The organism is Cystobacter fuscus (genome assembly GCF_044360685.1).
Lineage (GTDB): Bacteria > Myxococcota > Myxococcia > Myxococcales > Myxococcaceae > Cystobacter > Cystobacter fuscus_C.
The window spans coordinates 7,949,258-7,966,301 of the sequence record NZ_CP043491.1 but is presented as its reverse complement, the minus strand read 5'-3'; the positions used below and the strand labels follow the sequence as shown (position 1 = coordinate 7,966,301).

19 protein-coding genes are annotated in these 17,044 nt (G+C 70.4%); 9 read left to right on the top strand and 10 right to left on the bottom strand.

Annotation, left to right across the window (positions count from 1 at the left end; genetic code table 11):
- Window positions 1–65: 65 nt before the first annotated feature.
- Window positions 66–779: a Bax inhibitor-1/YccA family protein gene (locus F0U63_RS32505; RefSeq protein ID WP_002624078.1), complete on the bottom strand. Its 714-nt coding sequence runs from the start codon at window positions 777–779 to the stop codon at window positions 66–68.
- Window positions 780–862: 83 nt separating this feature from the next.
- Window positions 863–2,362, bottom strand: a complete 1,500-nt coding sequence (locus F0U63_RS32500; protein WP_395848462.1) for a hypothetical protein — start codon at window positions 2,360–2,362, stop codon at window positions 863–865.
- A gap of 255 nt (window positions 2,363–2,617) precedes the next feature.
- Between F0U63_RS32500 and F0U63_RS32495 the strand changes: the two genes are divergently transcribed.
- The 5 genes from F0U63_RS32495 to F0U63_RS32475 all read left to right on the top strand — a co-directional run bounded on the left by F0U63_RS32495 (window position 2,618) and on the right by F0U63_RS32475 (window position 6,592).
- Window positions 2,618–3,028: a hypothetical protein gene (locus tag F0U63_RS32495; protein WP_395835914.1), complete on the top strand. Its 411-nt coding sequence runs from the start codon at window positions 2,618–2,620 to the stop codon at window positions 3,026–3,028.
- 302 nt (window positions 3,029–3,330) lie between these two features.
- Window positions 3,331–3,816, top strand: coding sequence for a hypothetical protein (locus tag F0U63_RS32490; protein ID WP_395835912.1), 486 nt, complete (start codon window positions 3,331–3,333; stop codon window positions 3,814–3,816).
- A 75-nt stretch (window positions 3,817–3,891) separates the two neighbouring features.
- Window positions 3,892–4,275, top strand: coding sequence for a hypothetical protein (locus F0U63_RS32485; protein ID WP_395835910.1), 384 nt, complete (start codon window positions 3,892–3,894; stop codon window positions 4,273–4,275).
- 11 nt (window positions 4,276–4,286) lie between these two features.
- Complete coding sequence (locus F0U63_RS32480) at window positions 4,287–4,898, top strand: hypothetical protein (protein WP_395835908.1); 612 nt, start codon at window positions 4,287–4,289, stop codon at window positions 4,896–4,898.
- Between the two features lie 11 nt (window positions 4,899–4,909).
- Window positions 4,910–6,592 (top strand): tetratricopeptide repeat protein, encoded by a 1,683-nt coding sequence (locus F0U63_RS32475; protein ID WP_395835906.1) that lies wholly within the window; start codon window positions 4,910–4,912, stop codon window positions 6,590–6,592.
- Window positions 6,593–6,601: 9 nt separating this feature from the next.
- On the opposite strand, the gene F0U63_RS32470 is transcribed toward F0U63_RS32475, so the two are convergent.
- Both F0U63_RS32470 and F0U63_RS32465 read right to left on the bottom strand, forming a co-directional pair.
- Window positions 6,602–7,450, bottom strand: a complete 849-nt coding sequence (locus tag F0U63_RS32470; protein WP_395835904.1) for an alpha/beta fold hydrolase — start codon at window positions 7,448–7,450, stop codon at window positions 6,602–6,604.
- Between the two features lie 41 nt (window positions 7,451–7,491).
- The gene (locus F0U63_RS32465) at window positions 7,492–7,929 is read right to left on the bottom strand and encodes a cyclic nucleotide-binding/CBS domain-containing protein (RefSeq protein ID WP_395835902.1); all 438 of its coding nucleotides are present in this window, start codon (window positions 7,927–7,929) and stop codon (window positions 7,492–7,494) included.
- Window positions 7,930–7,991: 62 nt separating this feature from the next.
- On the opposite strand from F0U63_RS32465, the gene F0U63_RS32460 reads away from it, so the two are divergent.
- Complete coding sequence (locus tag F0U63_RS32460; protein WP_395835900.1) at window positions 7,992–8,540, top strand: isochorismatase family protein; 549 nt, start codon at window positions 7,992–7,994, stop codon at window positions 8,538–8,540.
- A 12-nt stretch (window positions 8,541–8,552) separates the two neighbouring features.
- Here the strand turns inward: F0U63_RS32460 and F0U63_RS32455 are convergent, their stop codons facing one another.
- From F0U63_RS32455 to F0U63_RS32430, 6 genes are all read right to left on the bottom strand, one after another.
- Entirely contained in the window at window positions 8,553–9,428 is an 876-nt protein-coding gene (locus F0U63_RS32455; RefSeq protein ID WP_395835898.1) for a metal ABC transporter permease, read from the bottom strand.
- Window positions 9,409–10,209 (bottom strand): metal ABC transporter ATP-binding protein, encoded by an 801-nt coding sequence (locus tag F0U63_RS32450; protein WP_395848461.1) that lies wholly within the window; start codon window positions 10,207–10,209, stop codon window positions 9,409–9,411. The genes F0U63_RS32455 and F0U63_RS32450 overlap by 20 nt, the downstream gene beginning before the upstream one ends.
- A 4-nt stretch (window positions 10,210–10,213) precedes the next feature.
- Window positions 10,214–11,044, bottom strand: coding sequence for a hypothetical protein (locus F0U63_RS32445; protein ID WP_395835896.1), 831 nt, complete (start codon window positions 11,042–11,044; stop codon window positions 10,214–10,216).
- Window positions 11,045–11,047: 3 nt separating this feature from the next.
- Entirely contained in the window at window positions 11,048–11,974 is a 927-nt protein-coding gene (locus F0U63_RS32440; RefSeq protein WP_395835894.1) for a metal ABC transporter substrate-binding protein, read from the bottom strand.
- 26 nt (window positions 11,975–12,000) lie between these two features.
- Window positions 12,001–13,341 carry a zinc-regulated TonB-dependent outer membrane receptor gene (locus F0U63_RS32435; RefSeq protein ID WP_395835892.1) on the bottom strand — a complete coding sequence of 447 codons (1,341 nt, stop codon included), beginning with the start codon at window positions 13,339–13,341 and terminating at the stop codon, window positions 12,001–12,003.
- Between the two features lie 68 nt (window positions 13,342–13,409).
- On the bottom strand, window positions 13,410–13,829 hold the full coding sequence (locus F0U63_RS32430; RefSeq protein ID WP_395835890.1) for a hypothetical protein: 420 nt from the start codon (window positions 13,827–13,829) through the stop codon (window positions 13,410–13,412).
- Window positions 13,830–14,054: 225 nt separating this feature from the next.
- Here F0U63_RS32430 and folE point away from each other — a divergent pair, with 225 nt between their 5' ends.
- The 3 genes from folE (at window position 14,055) to F0U63_RS32415 (ending at window position 17,042) form a co-directional block, all read left to right on the top strand.
- Window positions 14,055–14,639, top strand: coding sequence for a GTP cyclohydrolase I (gene folE, locus F0U63_RS32425; RefSeq protein ID WP_395835888.1), 585 nt, complete (start codon window positions 14,055–14,057; stop codon window positions 14,637–14,639).
- Between the two features lie 13 nt (window positions 14,640–14,652).
- Complete coding sequence (locus tag F0U63_RS32420; protein ID WP_395835886.1) at window positions 14,653–16,083, top strand: FAD-binding oxidoreductase; 1,431 nt, start codon at window positions 14,653–14,655, stop codon at window positions 16,081–16,083.
- A gap of 206 nt (window positions 16,084–16,289) precedes the next feature.
- Window positions 16,290–17,042, top strand: a complete 753-nt coding sequence (locus tag F0U63_RS32415) for an RNA polymerase sigma factor RpoD/SigA (RefSeq protein ID WP_395835884.1) — start codon at window positions 16,290–16,292, stop codon at window positions 17,040–17,042.
- Window positions 17,043–17,044: the final 2 nt, after the last annotated feature.

Here is a 17,044-nt window from a genome sequence, read left to right as displayed (position 1 = left end):
GGGCATGAAAAAGGCGGTGGGCCCGAGAGGGAGCCCACCGCCGGGACGTCCTCACCCGCCCACGACTAATCGTCGCGGCGGTCGCCGAAGAGGCGCAGCAGGGAGATGAAGAGGTTGATGAAGTCCAGGTAGAGCACCAGGGCGCCATTGATGCTCGCCGAGGTGGCCGACTTGTAGCCCACGGCGGCGTGCATCTCGCGCAGCTTCTGCGTGTCGTACGCGGCGAGCCCCGCGAAGAGCACCACGCCCGCGCAGCCCAGCACGAAGTTGAGCATGGAGTTCTGCACGAAGATCTGCACCACGCTGGCGATGACCACGCCGATGAGGCCCATGAAGAGGAAGGTGCCCCAGCCGCTCAGGTCCTTCTTGGTGACCGCGCCGTAGACACTCATCGCGCCGAAGGTGCCCGCGGACATGAGGAAGGCGTTGGCGATGGAGCCGCCCGTGTAGACGTAGAAGAGCACCGAGAAGGTGAGCCCGGTGAGGACCGAGTACACCAGGAAGAGGGCGCCGGCCACCGGGGCCGACATCCGGGGCGCCAGACCCGAGAGGGCGAACACCAGGCCGAGCTGCGCGATGAGGAACACCCACCGGAACTGGGCGACCATCATCACCGCCTGCTGGCTCGACGCGGCCAACAGCGCCACGACGCCCGTCGTCAGCAACCCCGCGAACATCCATCCGTACACGCGCGACATGAAGGTGCGCTGGGACTCCTGCATCAGGACGTCCGTGACGTCAGCGCGCGCTGGCTGCCACCCCTGTGTTTCCCAAGCCATGAATTCCGTGTCCTTTCGCTCCGAACGGGCGGGAGTCCCACCCGACGGGGCCTTATATAGCGCTCCAACAACCCGCGTGCCGCTCATCCCTTCCCGGAGCTGTCCGTTCCCGGGAATTCACGCGCCTTCCAGGCGTCCAGCAGGGCCTGGGCAACCTCGGTGGTGATGAGGGGCAGCACGCCTCCTCCCCCCACGATGTTGACGATCTCCGAGGTGGAACCCCGGCAGACCCCGCCCCAGGCCGGCTGCCGCTCGAGCCCCACCGAGGCATACGCCGAGTAGTCCACATGGAGCCGCAGGGCGGTGAGGCCGCGCTCCTCGCACAGCAGGTGCTCCTCGGGCGGACTCTCCACCACCTCCTGCACCACGAAGCCTCCTCCCTTGGAATCGCTGGCGGCCCGCTCGCACAGCTCTGCCCAGGAAAGTACGTCGCCATAGGCGGCGCGGGAGCGCTCCTCGAACGCCGGTGTGCCCACCGAGCGGCCGAGATAGACGGCCCGGCCGCCATAGTCCCACGCCCGCTTGAGGACGAAGCGGGCGGGCTCGGCGACCACTCGCGCCACGAGATCCGCCACCTTCTCTCCCGCGGGGCCCTGCTCGGGTCCGTGGCGGAAGGGCCTCGTCCAGGGCACCGAGGCGCGGATGGCCTCCAGTTCTTCGGGGGTGAGCCCGGCGGTGGCGGCGAACGCGGCATCCATCTGCGCGCGCGAGACGAGGGCGAACGTCGTCTTCACCTCTACGGGGGAGATGGGCGGGTTGAGCAGCACCGCCTTGCGGCCCGGCACCGTGGAGAAGAAGTCCTCCACCCAGGGGGCGGGCGTCTCCTCCAACCGCCGCGTGAAGAGGTGCCGGTAGACCAGCTCGTAGCGCTTGCCGCGCACCTCGAAGTGCTCCTCGCCGGAGACCTCGTCCGGGTGGACGACGTCCGCGTCCATGCCGAACTCGCGGAAGCGCTCGCACAGGTAGCGCTGCTCGGAGAGCTGGGCGTCGTGGCGGCGGCAGAGCAGGGCGAGGGTGCGCGGCTGCCGGCCCCCGCGCTCGGCGGCAAAGCCGTCCAGCAGGGCGTCATAGAGGGCACGCGCGTTGCTTCCATTGGCGGACAGGAGCGCGGGCAGCCGTGCCTCGGGGTAGCGCACGTGCCGGGCCACGCCCTCGATGAAGGTGCGGGCGGCGATGTCCGAGTAGCCCTGCATGGCCGGAATGGTGGCGTTGACCTCCAGGGCGCGCGGCCGCGTGTCCACGAAGTAGTCCACCCGCGTGGTGGCCAGCCGCTTCACGTTCGTGAAGGTGCGCTCGGTGAGCACGCGCTCGAGGGGCGAGAGTCCTCCGAGCAGCAGCTCGCGCTGTTCACTGGCGAGCACCACGCGCGTCACCTTCAGGGTGGCGGAGGCCAGGTGGGCGGAGAGGGTGGCGCGGCGGCGGATCTCCTCGGCGTCGAGGATGACGGGGGTGGCGGTGACGGGGATGGGCCGGGTGGCTCCGTCCTTGAGGGTCACGGCCAGGCCTCGCGCGTACGCGGTGCGCGCCAGCTCCGGCCCGAAGTGGGCCGCCTCTCGCCGCAGGACTTCCAGGAACTCTTGCACGGGATTCATTCCTTCTGCTCTGTCGCGACCCTTCCTATCCCGGCCCCGCCCCCGCCGGGAGGGACTTCGACACACCGGGCCGTACCAGGGCCCACGCGGAGGACAGATCGTCCTCCCGGGTTCCGGGAAATCAGGGGGAGTCGAGAAAGAAGTCCTGCAATGGCTTGCACCCGCGCGGAGGCTGGCGTAAAGATGTAGACGCAACTGAGTTGCGCTTGGAGCCGTGTCTTCGTGAATTCCCGCCACCAGTCAGCGATGTCCCGACGGCCGCGCCCCCTGGCGCTGCCCTGGGTCGTGCTGTGCCTGCTGGCGTATCTGGGAAGCGCGGCGCACTTCGTCCTGGTGCAGCACGGCACGTGCCTGGAGCACGGCGAGCTGGTGCACGAGGAAGGGGTCGGCCGGGCGGAGTCCTCCGCCACGGCGCCGGTGTCCTTCGAGGACGAGCGGTTCACCGCCTCCGACGAGTCCCCGGTCTCCGCGCATGGTGTGGACGCGCACTGCGCCCATGCCTTCCTCCGCCGGGCGATGCCTCCTCCGTCGGAGGTCATGCCCACCCTCCAGGCGCCCGCTCCCGAAGGTCCAGAAGTCGTGGCCGAGCGCGAGAGTGTGGAGCCGCCCGTGGCCTGGCTGCGTCTGGCGCCCAAGGCCTCTCCTCCTCGGGTCTGAGCGCGTCCGCGCGTTCCCCGTCATTCGTGCATCCCTGACCTCGCCCGTCGCGCGATGACTCCTTCGCGGAGCCGGACGTGCGTCCCCGTGCCTCGCCCGAGGCGCTCGCGGGGACGTGTGTCCCGAGCCTCCGCGCCGGAGCCCGGTCTCGCGGGTCCTCCCGCGTCCAGGTGATGCCCTCCTGTCGCCGTGCGTCCGCGCACGCGTGACGTTCCCCGTCTCCCGTGTCCCGGTTCTTCCCGGGGCCCGGGCGCGGGGGGCTTCGTCGTTCCCCGATGTCCCATCACCCGGAGTGTCACACCATGATGAAGAAGCTGTTGTCCGCCTGCCTGTTGTCGAGCGCCCTGCTCGTGGGATGCGGCGGTGAGCCCGCCGAAGACACCGACGCCGAGGGCTGCGAGCACCTGCGGGAAGGACCCGCGGTCCCCGTCACCGCGAGCGCCTCGTCGACGGGCGCGCCCGACGTGAGCGAGGCGCACAAGCGCTATGACATCTCGCTGCCCGCGGGCACGAGCGGCAATACCGGCTCGGTGTCGTTCAAAGCGGACGCGGCCACGGACTACATCTTCTTCCTGAGCGCGGATGCGTCCCTGACGATCACCAGCTCCAGCGGGCAGGCGGTGTCGTTCGAGTCGTCCGCGAAGAACTCGGCGTCCTGCGACACCATCAAGGGCCGCTACGTCGCGCCGCTGGAGGTGGGCACCTACACCCTCACCTTCGGTCCTTCCAGCAGCGTGAGCTCGGTCTCGCTCGTCATCGAGGAGTCCGGCCACGAACACGAGCACTGAGCTCGTGACTTCCGGAGCGGGGGCGTGCCTCCCGCTCCTCTCTTCTTCCACCCGATTCAACCGCAGGAGACGACGATGGGTACCTTCAAGCAATTCCTGGATGCGCAGCAGCTCGAGCCCCGGACGTTGGTGCGGCTGTCCTCTCAGCTCGAGGCGCGCTCGGACGCGGACCGCAAGCTGGTCAAGCAGCGCTCCGACAAGCGGCGCGACAAGGAGAAGCAGGCCAAGCCGTACGCGGAGCTGGGCATCGGCAAGCCGAAGAGTGGCCGTGGCGTGAGCGAGCAGCAGATTCACGCCGCCATCGAGGACCGGCCCCTGCCACCCAAGGTGCGCGGCAAGCTGGTGCGCGCCGTGAACGCCGTGCTGAGCAAGAAGGGCGGCGCGGCGGTGACGTTCCAGGCGCTGTTCGGTGAGGTCGCCGCCCAGAAGGGCGCGGCGGTGAAGGCCAAGGCGAGCTGAGGACACTCCCCATGGGCTCCTCTTCTTCTTCTCTCTGCGCACTGCCGCACGACGTGCGGCGCGAGGGCGAACCGTTGTTCGACCTCTCCATGTGGTGCCTCGGGCGGGACGTGCTCCACCCGGACAACCTGCTGCTGCGCCGGGGCCTCTCCCGCGAGCGCCTCCCGGCGGGGCAGCAGGGCACCAGCGCCTACGCCACCGCGCTGGATGGAGGAGGGGCCCTCACGTTGTGGGGCTTTGGCGTGCTGTGCCGGAGCGCGGGGGGCTGCGTCTATGTCCCGCGCTCCGGTTTCACCCCCCTCCTGGTGGACGAGCGGCGCTTGGAACGCCCGCTCTTCAACTCGATGGACCTCGGTGTCCCTCGCGTGCCGGGCACTCCGGACGAGTGCTCGCTCGCGCGCGGCGCGGTGGTGGCGGTCGCGCGGTGGCTGGCCGGACACGAGGAGTGGGTGGGGACGCTGTTGGGTCCCGAGTGGCGGCGGGAGTGCATCGCGGCGCTGCGCAAGGCGCCGTCGGTGCCCGGGGAGGGGTTGGCGGCGGCGTGGCGGCGGTTCGCCGCGAAGGTGGACGGGCTGGATCGCCCGGTCGTGAACGCATCGTTGACCCCGCTCGCCGGGGTGTGAGGAGAAACACCATGTTGGCGCGATACCTTCGAGCCGAGGAACCCGCTCTCTTCCCCATCTCCCCCTGGGACGAGCTTCCAGATCTGGAGCTGCCCGCCCCCCGCCTTCGCGAGGGCCTGGGGCGCGCGCACATCCCGGTGAGCACCCGCGAGCCCCTGGCCCAGGCCTGGTTCGATCAAGGGCTGCGCCTGTTGCACCTGGGCTGGCGGAGCGAGTCGCGGCGGGCCTTCGCGGAGGCCGCGCGGAGGGATCCAGAGCTGGCCATGGCCTGGTGGGGTCTGGCCCTGACTCGAGGGGCCGGTGCCCGGTGCGCCACGGCGCGCGCGGAGGCCATCCACCGGGCACTCGCGCTCAGCGAGGGCGTGACGGACGCGGAGCAGCGCTACATCGTCGCGGCCACCTTCCTGGCCGACAAGGGCCCCGCCAACGGCCGCCATGGTTTCGTGCGCGAGATGGAGGGCCTCATCGATCGCTTCCCCGAGGACGCCGAGGCCCGGCTGCTGCTCGCGGGCTTCCTCGCGGACGGGTACGAGCCGGATGGGCGTCCCGGGCCGGGCCAGCCCTATGCGCAGGCGCTCGTGCGCGAGCTGCTGCGCACGCACCCGCACCACGAAGGGGTGCACCATGCCTGGGTGCAGTTGATGGAGGAGAGCGCGCGCCCCGGTGAGGCGGTGGAGAGCGCGCGCCGCCTGCGCCTGCTCGTTCCCCAGGTGGGCACGGCCCTGTTGAGCGCCGGCCGGCTCCTGCTGCGCACCGGCCACACCCACGACGCCCGCGAGACGCTGGAGGCGGCGGTGGCGATGGAGGACGCCTGGCTCCAGCAGGAGGGCATCCCCGGCTCCGGCGCGTCCGTGGCGGGCCAGGCGCTGCGCCTGCTCGTCCAGGCGTGCGCCGACGCGGGGCGCTACGGCGAGGCCCAGGGGTGGGCGCGCCGCCTGCGGGCCCGGGTGGAAGACGTGACGCCGCGGCTCGGTCAGTCGCTCGTGTTCGCCGCGGGCGCGCTCTCTGGCCTGCACCTGCGCTTCGGTTTCTGGCGCGCGGCGGCGGAGCTGCGCGTGGAGCTGCCCGAGGGCTCGCGCCCGGCCGAGCAGGTGCTGCTGCGCGGCATGGAGACGTATGCCCGCGGCCTGCGCGCCCTGGAGATGGGTAAGCTCACCGAGGCGGAGCGCACGTGCGAGGCGCTCGACGCGCTGAGCCTGTCGCTCGCGGAGGAGCGCAAGGGAGATGGCCGCCTGCTGTGCCCGCGCGATGTCGCCCGGGTGGTGGAACTGGCCGGGTGCGAGCTGCGCGGCGCGCTGGAGTCCCGGCAGGGAGATCCCGCCCGCGCCGAGGCCACGCTCATCCGCGCCATGCGCCTGGAGCGCCGGCTGCGCGGAGCGGGCCCCGCTCCCTTCTCCCGTCAGGCCCGCGAGACGCTCGTCCGCGCCCGGATCCGCGCCGGCCGCGCGGACAGGGCCGTCGATCTGGCCGAGTCGCTCGTGAAGGAGCGGCCCGGCAGCGGACATGCCTGGCTCCTGCTGGCCGAGGTACACGTCGCCCGGGGAGAGCGCGACGCGGCGGCCCGGGCCCTCGCCTCGTGTCTGGAGTGCTGGCGGGGCGCGGATGCCCACCTGTCGGAGATCCAACGCGCCCGGCTCTTCCGCTCGGAGCGGGTGGAGCTCGGTGGGGGAGAAGCCGCCAACGCCTCGTGCTGAGCCGCGTGCTCAGGCCGGGGAGGGCACACCCACCCTGTCGAGGAAGGCCTGGAGGCGCTGGCCGCACGCCTCGGGCCGTTCCAGCGGGAAGAGGTGGGTGCCGGGCATCTCCCCGGTCTCGGCGTCGGGGCGCGTGCGGCGCACCCGGGCCAGGGCCGCGGGGGTGAGCGTGTCCGAGTCCTGGGCGCGCAGCACGAGCATCGGCACCTTCACCTCGCGCAGCCAGCGCCACGGGGAGTGGGGCGCGGTCTCGAAGACGCGCGCCTCCCAGGCCGTGGGGATGGTGAGCCGCATTCCTCCGCCGGGCGCGTCCGTGAGGCCATGGGTGAGGTAGTCCTGGAAGCAGTCGGGATCGAAGTGCCGGAAGAGCGCCTTCTTGCGGTAGCTCGTGGCGGCCTCCTCGCGCGAGTTCCACCGCTCTCGGCGCCGGTGGGCGAGGCTCGCCGGAGGCACGCGGCCGGCCAGTCCGAGCAGGCCGATCACCTGGAAGAACAGGGCGGGTCCACCCGTGAACAGCACGGGATCCAGCATCACCACGCCCCGGAAGAGCCCCGGGTGCTTCGCCGCGGCGATCATCGTGGCCACGCCGCCCATGCTGTGCCCCACGCCGACCACGCCCGACAGCCCCCGGGCGAGCAGGGCCCCGGCGAGATCGTCGGCCAGGTCTTCCCAGTTGCGCAGGGACCGGGGATGCATTCCCGGCACGAGCCAGCGGCTCTGCTGGGTGAGCACGTGCGTGCGGGGCGTGAGCGTCTGGAGGAACTTGCGGTAGCTGCCCGGCGGGAAGCCATTGGCATGCGCGAAGTGCAGCACGGGGCCCGCGCCGCCCCAGTCATCCAGTCGCAGAGGTTCGCTCATCGCGCCCTCCCATACCGCGAGGGCCCCCGGCTGTCTCGCCCTCAACCCACCCGGGGCGGCTCGTCGAGGTCTCGCGCGAGGTAGCGGATGACGTCCGCGGGCGTGATGATGCCCAGCAGTTGCTCCTCACGCACCACGGGCAGGTGGTGCACGCCGTGCTTGCGAAAGAGCGCCATCACCTCATCGGTGGTCTCGAACTCGTTCACCGTGTGTACGGGCGAGGTCATCAGCTCGCGCGCCGTGGTGTCCAGCGGCTGGTCCGCCAGGAGGGCATTGAGGATGTCGGGCTCGCTGATGATGCCCAGCACGCGGCCCTCGTCGTCCGTCACCGGGGTGCCGGCGATGTGGGCATCGGCCAGCAGCAGGGCGATCTCCGAGAGCGGAGTGTCCAGGGCGACGGACTTCACGGGCGCGGTCATCAGTTGGCGGGCGTGTCCCTTCATCTCCGCGACATTGGTCACGCGTCCGGGGGTCGTCAATCACCCGGCCCTTGAATCTCGGGGTGCTTGACGATTGGGAGGGGCTCGGAGAGACACGGCCCATGCCTACCTTCCGGCTCCAGAGGGATCGAACCTCGCTCCTCGTCGTCGACGTCCAGGAGCGGCTGTGCGGCGCCATGGCGCAGGACGCGCTCGAACGGATGCTCAACCGAGTCAACGCCGCCATCGAGGGCGCTCGGGCGCTGCAACTGCCCGTGCTCGTCACCGAACAGTACCCCAAGGGCCTGGGGCCCACGCACGCGCTGGTGAAGGCGCGCCTGGGGGACATCTCCCCCGTGGAGAAGCGGGAATTCAGCGCCTGCGTGCCCGAGGTGCTGACGGGGCTCGTCGCCCGCGAGCAGGTGCTGGTCGTGGGCATGGAGACCCACGTGTGTGTCTTCCAGACGGTACGCGCGCTGATCGAGCGGGGCTTCACACCGTTCGTCTGCTCGGACGCGGTGCTGTCACGCCATCCCGAGGACCGGCGCGTGGGCCTGGAGGCGTGCCGTGAAGCGGGCGCTCGCCTGCTCACCGTGGAGCTGGCGCTCTTCGATCTGCTCGGGAGCGCGGACGCCCCCGAGTTCAAGAAGATCTCCGCCGCGGTGCGCTGAGCGCCCCTGGCCTCAGGCCCGGGAGCGGGTGACGAACTGCTTCACGCCGCGCACCCCGAAGGCCAGCGCCACGATCGCGGTCGCGAGCACCGTCTGCGAGCCGCCCACGGGGAAGTTGTAGAAGTAGGCGAAGAGGTAGCCGCCCAGGCCCGAGATGGCACCCGCGAGCGTGGACAACAGGAAGGTCCACGGCAGGCGCAGATCCAACATCAGCGCGGCGAGCGCCGAGAGGATGGAGAAGGCGAACACCGGCAGCGCGCCGAGCGCCCGCGCCGACACGCCCACCATCAGGCCGATGGAGATCATCAACACCGCGTCGAGCATGCGCACCGGCAATCCCTGCACGTGCGCGCCGATGCGATCGAAGCTCGCGAAGGTGAGGCCGCGGAACCACCACAGGTGGATGAAGAGGATGAGGCCACCCGCCCACGCGACCGCGAGCAGTTGGGGGCGCTCCACGAGCACCGCCGTGCCGAAGAGAATGCCCTGGATGTCATGGGCCTCCTGGGAGATGCGGTCGCCCACGAGGATGGCCGCGCCGCCGGTGAACGCATAGGCCAGGCCCAGCAGGCTTTCGCGCGTGAGCCGCAGCCGCGCCGGGTCCATCATCAACAGCATGGTGGCCACGAGCGCGAGCGCCACCGCGCCCACCGTGGGGTCCACGTGCAGGCCCAGGTGGATCTCCACATAGAAGGCGAGCGCCACGCCCAGGCCCGCCGACTGCGTCACCGCGGCGCTGACGAACACCATGCGCCGCAGCACCACGTAGACACCCAGGAAGCCGAGCACGCTCCCGGCGATGAGCGCGCACAGCATGGGATCGCGGAACAGCTCGTAGGCGTCCCAGAACTGGGCCCAGGAGGAGGGACTAACCGACTGTGGGTCCACGAGGATGTCCTGAGGGCGGATGACGGGGGCAGTACTCGTCGCCGTACTGGCGGCGGAAGGCAGGATGGCAGAAGACCGTGTCCGCGTCGCCCAGGACCACGGACTTGGTCTCCCGATCCACGAAGAGGAGCTGATCGGCGGACTCGGCGGCCACGCGCAGGTCGTGACTCACCACCACCACCGCGAGCCCATGCTCATGCGCCAGCTCCGCCAGGCGCTTCATCGTCTCGCGCTCGGCCACGGCGTCCATGGCGGCCGTGGGCTCGTCGAGCAGCACCAGGTCCGCCTGGGTGGCGAGCACGCGCGCGAGCAGGGCGCGCTGCTTCTGTCCCTCGGACAGCTCGCGGTAGGGGCGGTGGGCAATGGGCAGGGCCCCGGCGGTGTCCAGCGCCTGCTCCACCGCGCGCTTGTCCCCCCGCGCGCCAAAGGGCCACAGGAAGTTCCACCCGGACATCCGCCCCCAGCGCACCAGCTCCCCCGCGCGCACGGGCAGCAGCGCGTCGATGCCCGAGGTCTGCGGCACGTACGCGCTCTTCACGTGCGGGCTGGAGCGGTACACCCGGCCGGACACCGGTGGCAGGAGGCCCAGCAACGTCTTGAACCACGTGCTCTTGCCCGAGCCGTTGCGGCCGATGACCGCCAGGAAGGTGCCCCGGCGCACCTGGAAGTCCACGGGCGGCAGCATCGGCTTGCCGTCGTAGCCGATCACCAGATCCTCGCAGCAGAGGATCACGTCCTTCGAGTGCTCGTGCGGGTGCGAGTGCTCGTGTTCCGCCACCACGGGCTCATTCTCCACGGGACACCTCCGCTTGGGGCTTGAGCTGGGACAGCCGCTCCACCAGGGCAGTGCGTGCGTTGTTGTCGAATTCTATCCGGTCGTCCTTCACGAGCGCGCCCCAGTCCACCGGATCGAACAGCGCGGCCGTGAGCACCAGGTCCAGGTGCAGCTTCGCCTCGGGCGGGGTCGTACGGTCCGAGGGCAGGTCTACCGCGCCGGTGAGGATCGCCACGGGAGCGTCCGTGGTCGTACCGGTGGGAAGCTCCAGCACGAAGGCGCGCTCGCCCTGGAAGCGCGCGGGGACGCGCGAGTCGCGCACGGTGCCCACGAGCCGCAAGGCCGCCACGGACCAGCGGCCCTGGGACACCTGGGTCTGCGGCAGCGCGCACTCGGGGGAGCACCCCAGCGCGCGCGTCTCGGGGGCGAGCAGATCCAGCGGTCCTTCCGTGGCGAGCGTCACCACGGCACTCGAGCCGCCTCCGCCCCCCATCTCCGCGGCTATCTGCTCATAGGGGATGAGGGCGCCGTCGTCGCGGTGGCAGTGGCCGCCGTGGCACAGCGAGTAGCCCGGAGGCGGACGGGCCGGGTCGAACGTCCCGCCCGAGCCCGACCCCGAGGCGCTGGCGAGCAGCTCGATGCCGGACAGCCGCATCGAGGCCGAGTCCAGGCGCACCTGGTAGTCCGAGCTCAAGCGTTGGTAGCCGTCGCTCGCGGCGCGGGAAGAGAGGGGCGCGTAGGCGACGCGCACGGAGGGCTCGACGACGGCGAAGCCCTGGCCGGGCTCCCAGGCGCAGCCACCCAGGGCGAGGCCCCAAACGAAGAGGAGGGAGCGGCGCATGATTCAGCTCCCCTGACCCTTCAGGCCCTTCTCCAGCCGGCTCACCACGTCCTCGATGTGCTGGAGGTACGTCTCCCCGCCGCGGAAGTTGGTGCCGCCCGGGAGGACGACGAGGGGGGCGGGGATTTTGTCCGCCACCAGCTTGGAGGTGCTGGCGGGGTAGTACTCCTCGCGCAGCACCATGCGCGCCTTGCGCTGGCGGGCCTGCGCGAGCACCTGGGCCACGTGGGCGGGCGTGGGCGGGATGCCGGGCTTGGGCTCGAGGTAGGCGATGGTGTCGAAGCCCAGCCACGCGGACAGATAGGCCGTGGTCCGGTGGTAGGCGACGACGGGCGTGCCCTTGAGTCCGGCCAGCCGCTGCTCCCAACCGGGGAGGGCCTTCTTCAGCTCGTCGGAGAACTTCGCCAGGTTGGCGCGGTAGGCCTCCGCGTTCTTGGCGTCCAGGGCGATCATCTTCTCGGCGATCCCCTGGGCGACCACGAGGCCGATGTTCGGATCATAGAGGTAGTGCGGGTTGCCGCCCGGGTGCACGTCACCATTGCTGCGGTCCGTGGGCGTCTGGGGTACCTCGCGCTTGCTCGTGACGAACTGGGACACGTCCAGGAAGCCGGGGCCGCTGGTGAGGATGCGCTGATTGCGCGCGCCATTCTGGAGCGTGGGCAACCAGCCGACCTCCAGCTCCAGGCCGATGGAGAGCAGCAGATCGGCGCGGTTGAGCTCGAGCGCCAGGTTGGGCCGGGCGTCCACGAAGTGGGGATCCTGGGTGGACAGCGCCATGGCGGTGACCTGGACGTGCTCGCCGCCCACGGCCTTGGCGAGCGCGGCGAGGTCGGGCAGCGTGGCGACCACCTTCAGGTCGGCGCGGGCGGGAAGGGACAGCAGGCAGCAGAGGGCGGCGCTCAGGGCCGCGAGGAATCGGAAGGGGCTCATCGGAGGCTCCAGTGCGGGAAGGGGATTCAGAAGGCGTGAGCGCCGTGCGCGCCCATCACCACTTCGAGTGCGAGGAAGACCGAGGTGTCTGGCTGCTCCCGCCAGCCGACGAGATCCGTGGCGGCTTGCAGACGCAGGCGCGAGAACTCGGTGGGCCAGAAGGTGACGTTGGCCGAGATGCGCTGGCGGTTGGCGGTCCAGTCGGGGTCGAGCGCGTCGTTGGCGATGGCGCCCTCGAGGTCACGCGCGGGCGTGCCGAACTCGTAGCGGCCGGCGGCGGCCCAGCGCTGGGAGAAGCGCCAGAGGACCTGGCCGTAGCCGCTGAGGTCCGAAAGGACGTCCTGGGGCACCTGCCGGCGCCGGTAGAACAGCTCGCCCTGGAGGGCCACGATGGTGGAGCTGCCTCCGGCGAGGGGCCGGTACTTGAGGTACACGTCGGTGCCGAACACGTCGGCGCGGTTGCGGTAGCCGGTGGGGGTGGGCCCATCGGCGGCGGACAGGCCCCAGACGAGCGAAAGCTCATCCCTCAGCGGGAAGAACTGCTTCACCGCGCCGGTGAACTGGAAGTCGAGTGGTGAGCGGACCCCTCCGCCCCCGGCGCCGAGGAAGCTGCGCGCGGTGCTCCCGCCGCTGGCATCGGTGACGGAGCCGACGACTTCCAGGAACCAGGGCAGCGGCGCGAGCCAGGAGGCCTCCACGCCGAGGCCACGGTTGCCTTCACCGCCGAAGACACGGCCGAGCGCGAAGGGCTGGTCCACGAAGTCCCAGCTATGCGGGTGGGTGGAGTTGAGCCGGCCGAAGAGGGTGAGGAACTGGCCGGCGCGCAGCTGGAGGTTGGCGGGCAGGGCGGTGGTGGCGGCGTAGGCCTCCTCCACCTCGACGCCGAACTGGCTGAAGACGATGTTGCCGGTGAAGCGGAAGTAGGGATCCACCGCTGTGTTCAACGACATCTCCAACTGCTGGAGGTTGAAGCCGTTGGCGGTGGGATCATGCCCGCCCGACTGCAGGGGCTCCTTCGCGCTGAAGGCGGCCCCCGCCACGTCGAGGATGAAGGACAGCTCCAGTCCGCGGAAGTTGATGTTGCTCGGGCTGATCACCACCCCACTGGGGTTGGAGCTGGAGGCGGGCGTGGTCGCGGCGGAGGGCGCGCCCGCCTGGGTGGCGTCGGCGGCGTCCTGGCCGAGCGCCGACTCGATGTCCTTCAAGTCGTCGGCGGACAGCCCCGGCTCCTCGGCGGGAGGAACGGTTTGAGGGGAAGAAGGGGCAGGCGCGGCCGGGTCCTGCGCGGACTGCGCGGACGCGGACAGCGGGAGGGACAACGACAGACAGGTGATGATGCCGGCGAGCCGGCACGACGGAAGGGACACGTGCAACTCCTCGAACCAGGACGTCGCCCGGGGGGCGGACGTCGACCCAAGACCTCACTTCGACGCGGCTAGGCGCGCGCCGGAGGAGACACCTTGGGCGCCAGGTCGAGCACGGACAGCGAGGACAGCGCTCGGGGCGACTCGGTGACGAGCGGGTTCACCTCGAGGCATGTCGCGACGAGGGACGCCTCGGGCGTGGGGCTTCCGGCCCACTGGGGGCGCTCGTTGGAGGAGAGGAAGTCGCACGCCTCATGGCGCAGCGCGCCTTCGGGCACGGACGCCTGCCGCTCCACCGCTCGTTCTTCCTGGAAGCGCACCGAGCGTGCGGAACTCCCGCTGGAAGGGGCCTCCTCGAAGGCGCCATGCACCGCGCAGTAGCGGTGCGAGTGTCCCTGGACGTGCGTGAGGGCGAGCACCGACTGGAGTACCCAGAGCACCACCAGCAGGGGCGCGATGAGGGGACCAGCGGTATGGGCTCGGGAACGCATGGACCAGGGGATCTCAGGGCTCTACTGACGCGCCCGGAGCGTGTCAAGGGTGGGAGGGTGAACGGCGGGAAGGGCTCTTCATTCCGGGGACGGGTCTTCCCGGAAGATCCCACGCGGGCTTCGCTATCGCTATAGGTTGCACCCGCTGCCGTGATGGGGTCCAAGGAATACTCAGGAGGTGTGCCCGTGGGAAATCGCCGAGTCACGAAGGAGGGAGCGCGGGTCGTGAAGCCGGATCGGGCCGCCATGGCCGTGGCCATCCAGGACTTCCTGCGCGCGGCGGGCCTCTCCCAGGAGGCGGATCCCAACCTCCACGAGACGCCGGAGCGGGTGGCGGAGGCGTGGGCGACGGAGTTCCTCGACGGCTACACCCAGACGCCCGAGGAGGCGCTGGGGGAGTTGATCCGCGCGCCGCGGGGGTCGTCCGGGGAACTGGTGGTGGTGACGGACTTGCGCTTCCAGTCCATGTGTCCGCACCACCTGCTGCCCGTCGAGGGCCGGGCCCATGTGGCCTACGTCCCGGCGAAGTGGGTGGTGGGCTTCGGGCGGCTGGGCACGCTGGTGGACTGCTTCGCGCACCGGCTCATCCTCCAGGAGGACATGGCGCGCGAGGTGGCCGCGTCATTGGCGCGCGTGCTCGGCAGCCCCGCCACCGCTTGCATCATCGAGGCGGAGCAGGCGTGCCTGCGCATCCGGGGGGCCCGGCAGCGGGATGCGCGCACGCACGCGGAGGCCTATGAAGGTTTGTTGCGACGGGACGGAGCCATGCGCCGGGAGTTGTGGACGCGCCTGGCGCTCCCGCGCCGATGAAGGAGGGAGCGGCATGAGCCTGCCCGCGGAGCGTACCTTTCCGAGACCCGATCCCGCGCTGATGGATCGAGCCCACGCGGCGCTGGTGGCGGTGCTGTCCGAGGGCCAGGTGCGCCGCGACGCGCCCACCCTGGAGCGCTATGCCCGGGACGAGTCCGACTCGGGCGTCTATCCGCCGGATCTCGTGGTGTTTCCCGAGGACACGGCCCAGGTGTCCGCGGTCTTCAGGACCTGCCAGGCGCTCGGTGTGCCCTTCACGCCCTGTGGGGCGCGCAGTGGCAAGAGTGGAGGCTCGCTGCCCCTGCGAGGCGGCGTGGCGGTGAGCCTGGAGCGGATGAACCGCATCCTCTCGGTGTCGGTGGAGGACATGACGGCGGTGGCGCAGCCGGGCGTCATCACCGGCGACTTCATGAAGGCGGTGGAGGCCCAGGGGCTCTTCTATCCCCCGGACCCGAACTCCTGGGAGTTCTGCACCCTGGGCGGCAACGTGGCGGAGAACGCCGGAGGCCCGCGGGCGCTCAAGTACGGCGTCACCCGGGACTACATCATCGGCCTGGAGTGGGTGCTGCCCTCGGGCGAGGTGCTGCACGTGGGCCGCCGCACGCTCAAGGGCGTGGCGGGCTACGACCTGGTGGGCCTGTTCGTGGGCTCGGAGGGCACGCTCGGGGTGGCCACGGAGATCACCGTCCAGCTCGTGCCCCGGCCCCGACACGTGAAGACGGCCCTCGTCGTCTTCGACTCGGTGTACGCCGCCGCGCGCGCCATCACCGCCGTGCTGGTGGCGGGAATCCTCCCCCGGACGTTGGAGCTCCTCGATGACACGGCCCTTCACGCCGTGCGTCATCGCGGCTTTCCCTTCCCCGAGGGCGCGGGCGCGGCCGTCATCGCCGAGGTGGATGGCAACGTGGAGGAGGGTCTGTTCGCGGAGCTCACCTGGCTCGGGGAGATCTGCGAGCGGGAGGGCGCGCGGGAGGTGCTCGTGGCCCAGGACGAGTCCCAACGAGAGCGGCTGTGGACGGCACGCCGCCTGGTCTCCCCGGCCCTCCGGGCCCTGCGGCCCCACAAGATTTCCGAGGACATCGCCGTTCCCCGCTCCCGGATTCCCGACATCATCCGGGCCCTCAAGGACATGGGCGAGGAACTCGGTCTGCTCGTCGCCACCTACGGACACGCGGGAGACGGCAACCTCCACGCCAACCTGCTCTACGACGGTCCGCACCAGCGCGCGCTCGTGGAGAAGGGCATCCAGAGGATGTTGGAAATCACCGTCGCCATGGGTGGCACCATTACAGGCGAGCATGGTGTGGGACACGCCAAGCGGGAATATCTGGCGATGGAGCAGTCCGAGGGCGTCCTCTCCCTGCAACGCCGACTGAAGGAATTCTTCGACCCTTCAGGGCTCCTGAATCCGGAGAAGATCTTTCCAGCGCCCAGGCGGCCGTGACGCTATGGAAGGAGTGGGTTCGTTTCACTCCAAGTCGTTGGAGCGAACATTGTCGTGCGACTTGTGGACAGGGTAAGCAGAACAAATACTTCCCTGTCGTGGAATCGAGAAACCCTCCGGGCCGTCGTGCGTCTTAACTCCAAGAGTGGACGCGGAGACGGGGGTGGGCGCGTCCGAATCGTGAAGACAACGGAGGACGCGAAATCATGGCAACCAGGACAATGAAGTTCGGAGCCGAGGGCCTTTCGCACTATCTGCGTCACCTCGGGGAGCACACGCAGTTGACCCGGGAGCAGGAGTACGAACTGGCCGGGCGTGCCCGCAAGGGCGATGAGGCGGCACGGCAGACGCTCGCCACGAGCAACCTGGCGTTCGTGGTGGCGGTGGCCAAGAAGTTCGCCAACCGCGGGGCTCGTCTGGATGACCTCATCCAGGAGGGCAACGTGGGCTTGATGAAGGCCATCGAGCACTTCGACCCGAAGAAGAACGTGCGCTTCGCCACCTACGCGGTGTGGTGGATCCGCGCCTACATCACCCGCTACCTCAAGGACAACCGCAGCCAGGTGCGCGGTGGCGAGGCCGAGCGCGGCAGCATGATGGACTTCTCGCTCGACGCGAGCATCGACGAGGAAGGCGAGACGACCTTCCTGGATCGGCTGGAGGACTCGGGGCCGTCGCCCCAGGCCATCTTCCTGTCGCGCGAGCAGGATGGGGAGGTTCAGGAGGCCCTGGCCAAGGTGCGCAAGCGCATTGGAGATCTGGGCTGGGACATCCTCCAGGAGAGGCTCACGCAGGACAAACCGCGCACGCTCGAGGAGCTGGGCCAGCGCTGGGGCGTGTCGCGCGAGCGCGTGCGGCAGGTGGAGCTCAAGACGAAGAACTTCCTCGAGCGCTACCTGGCGGCCTTCAACCAGGACGAAGAGTTCGTCGACGCCATGAACCCGGCCGACGCCGCCTGACG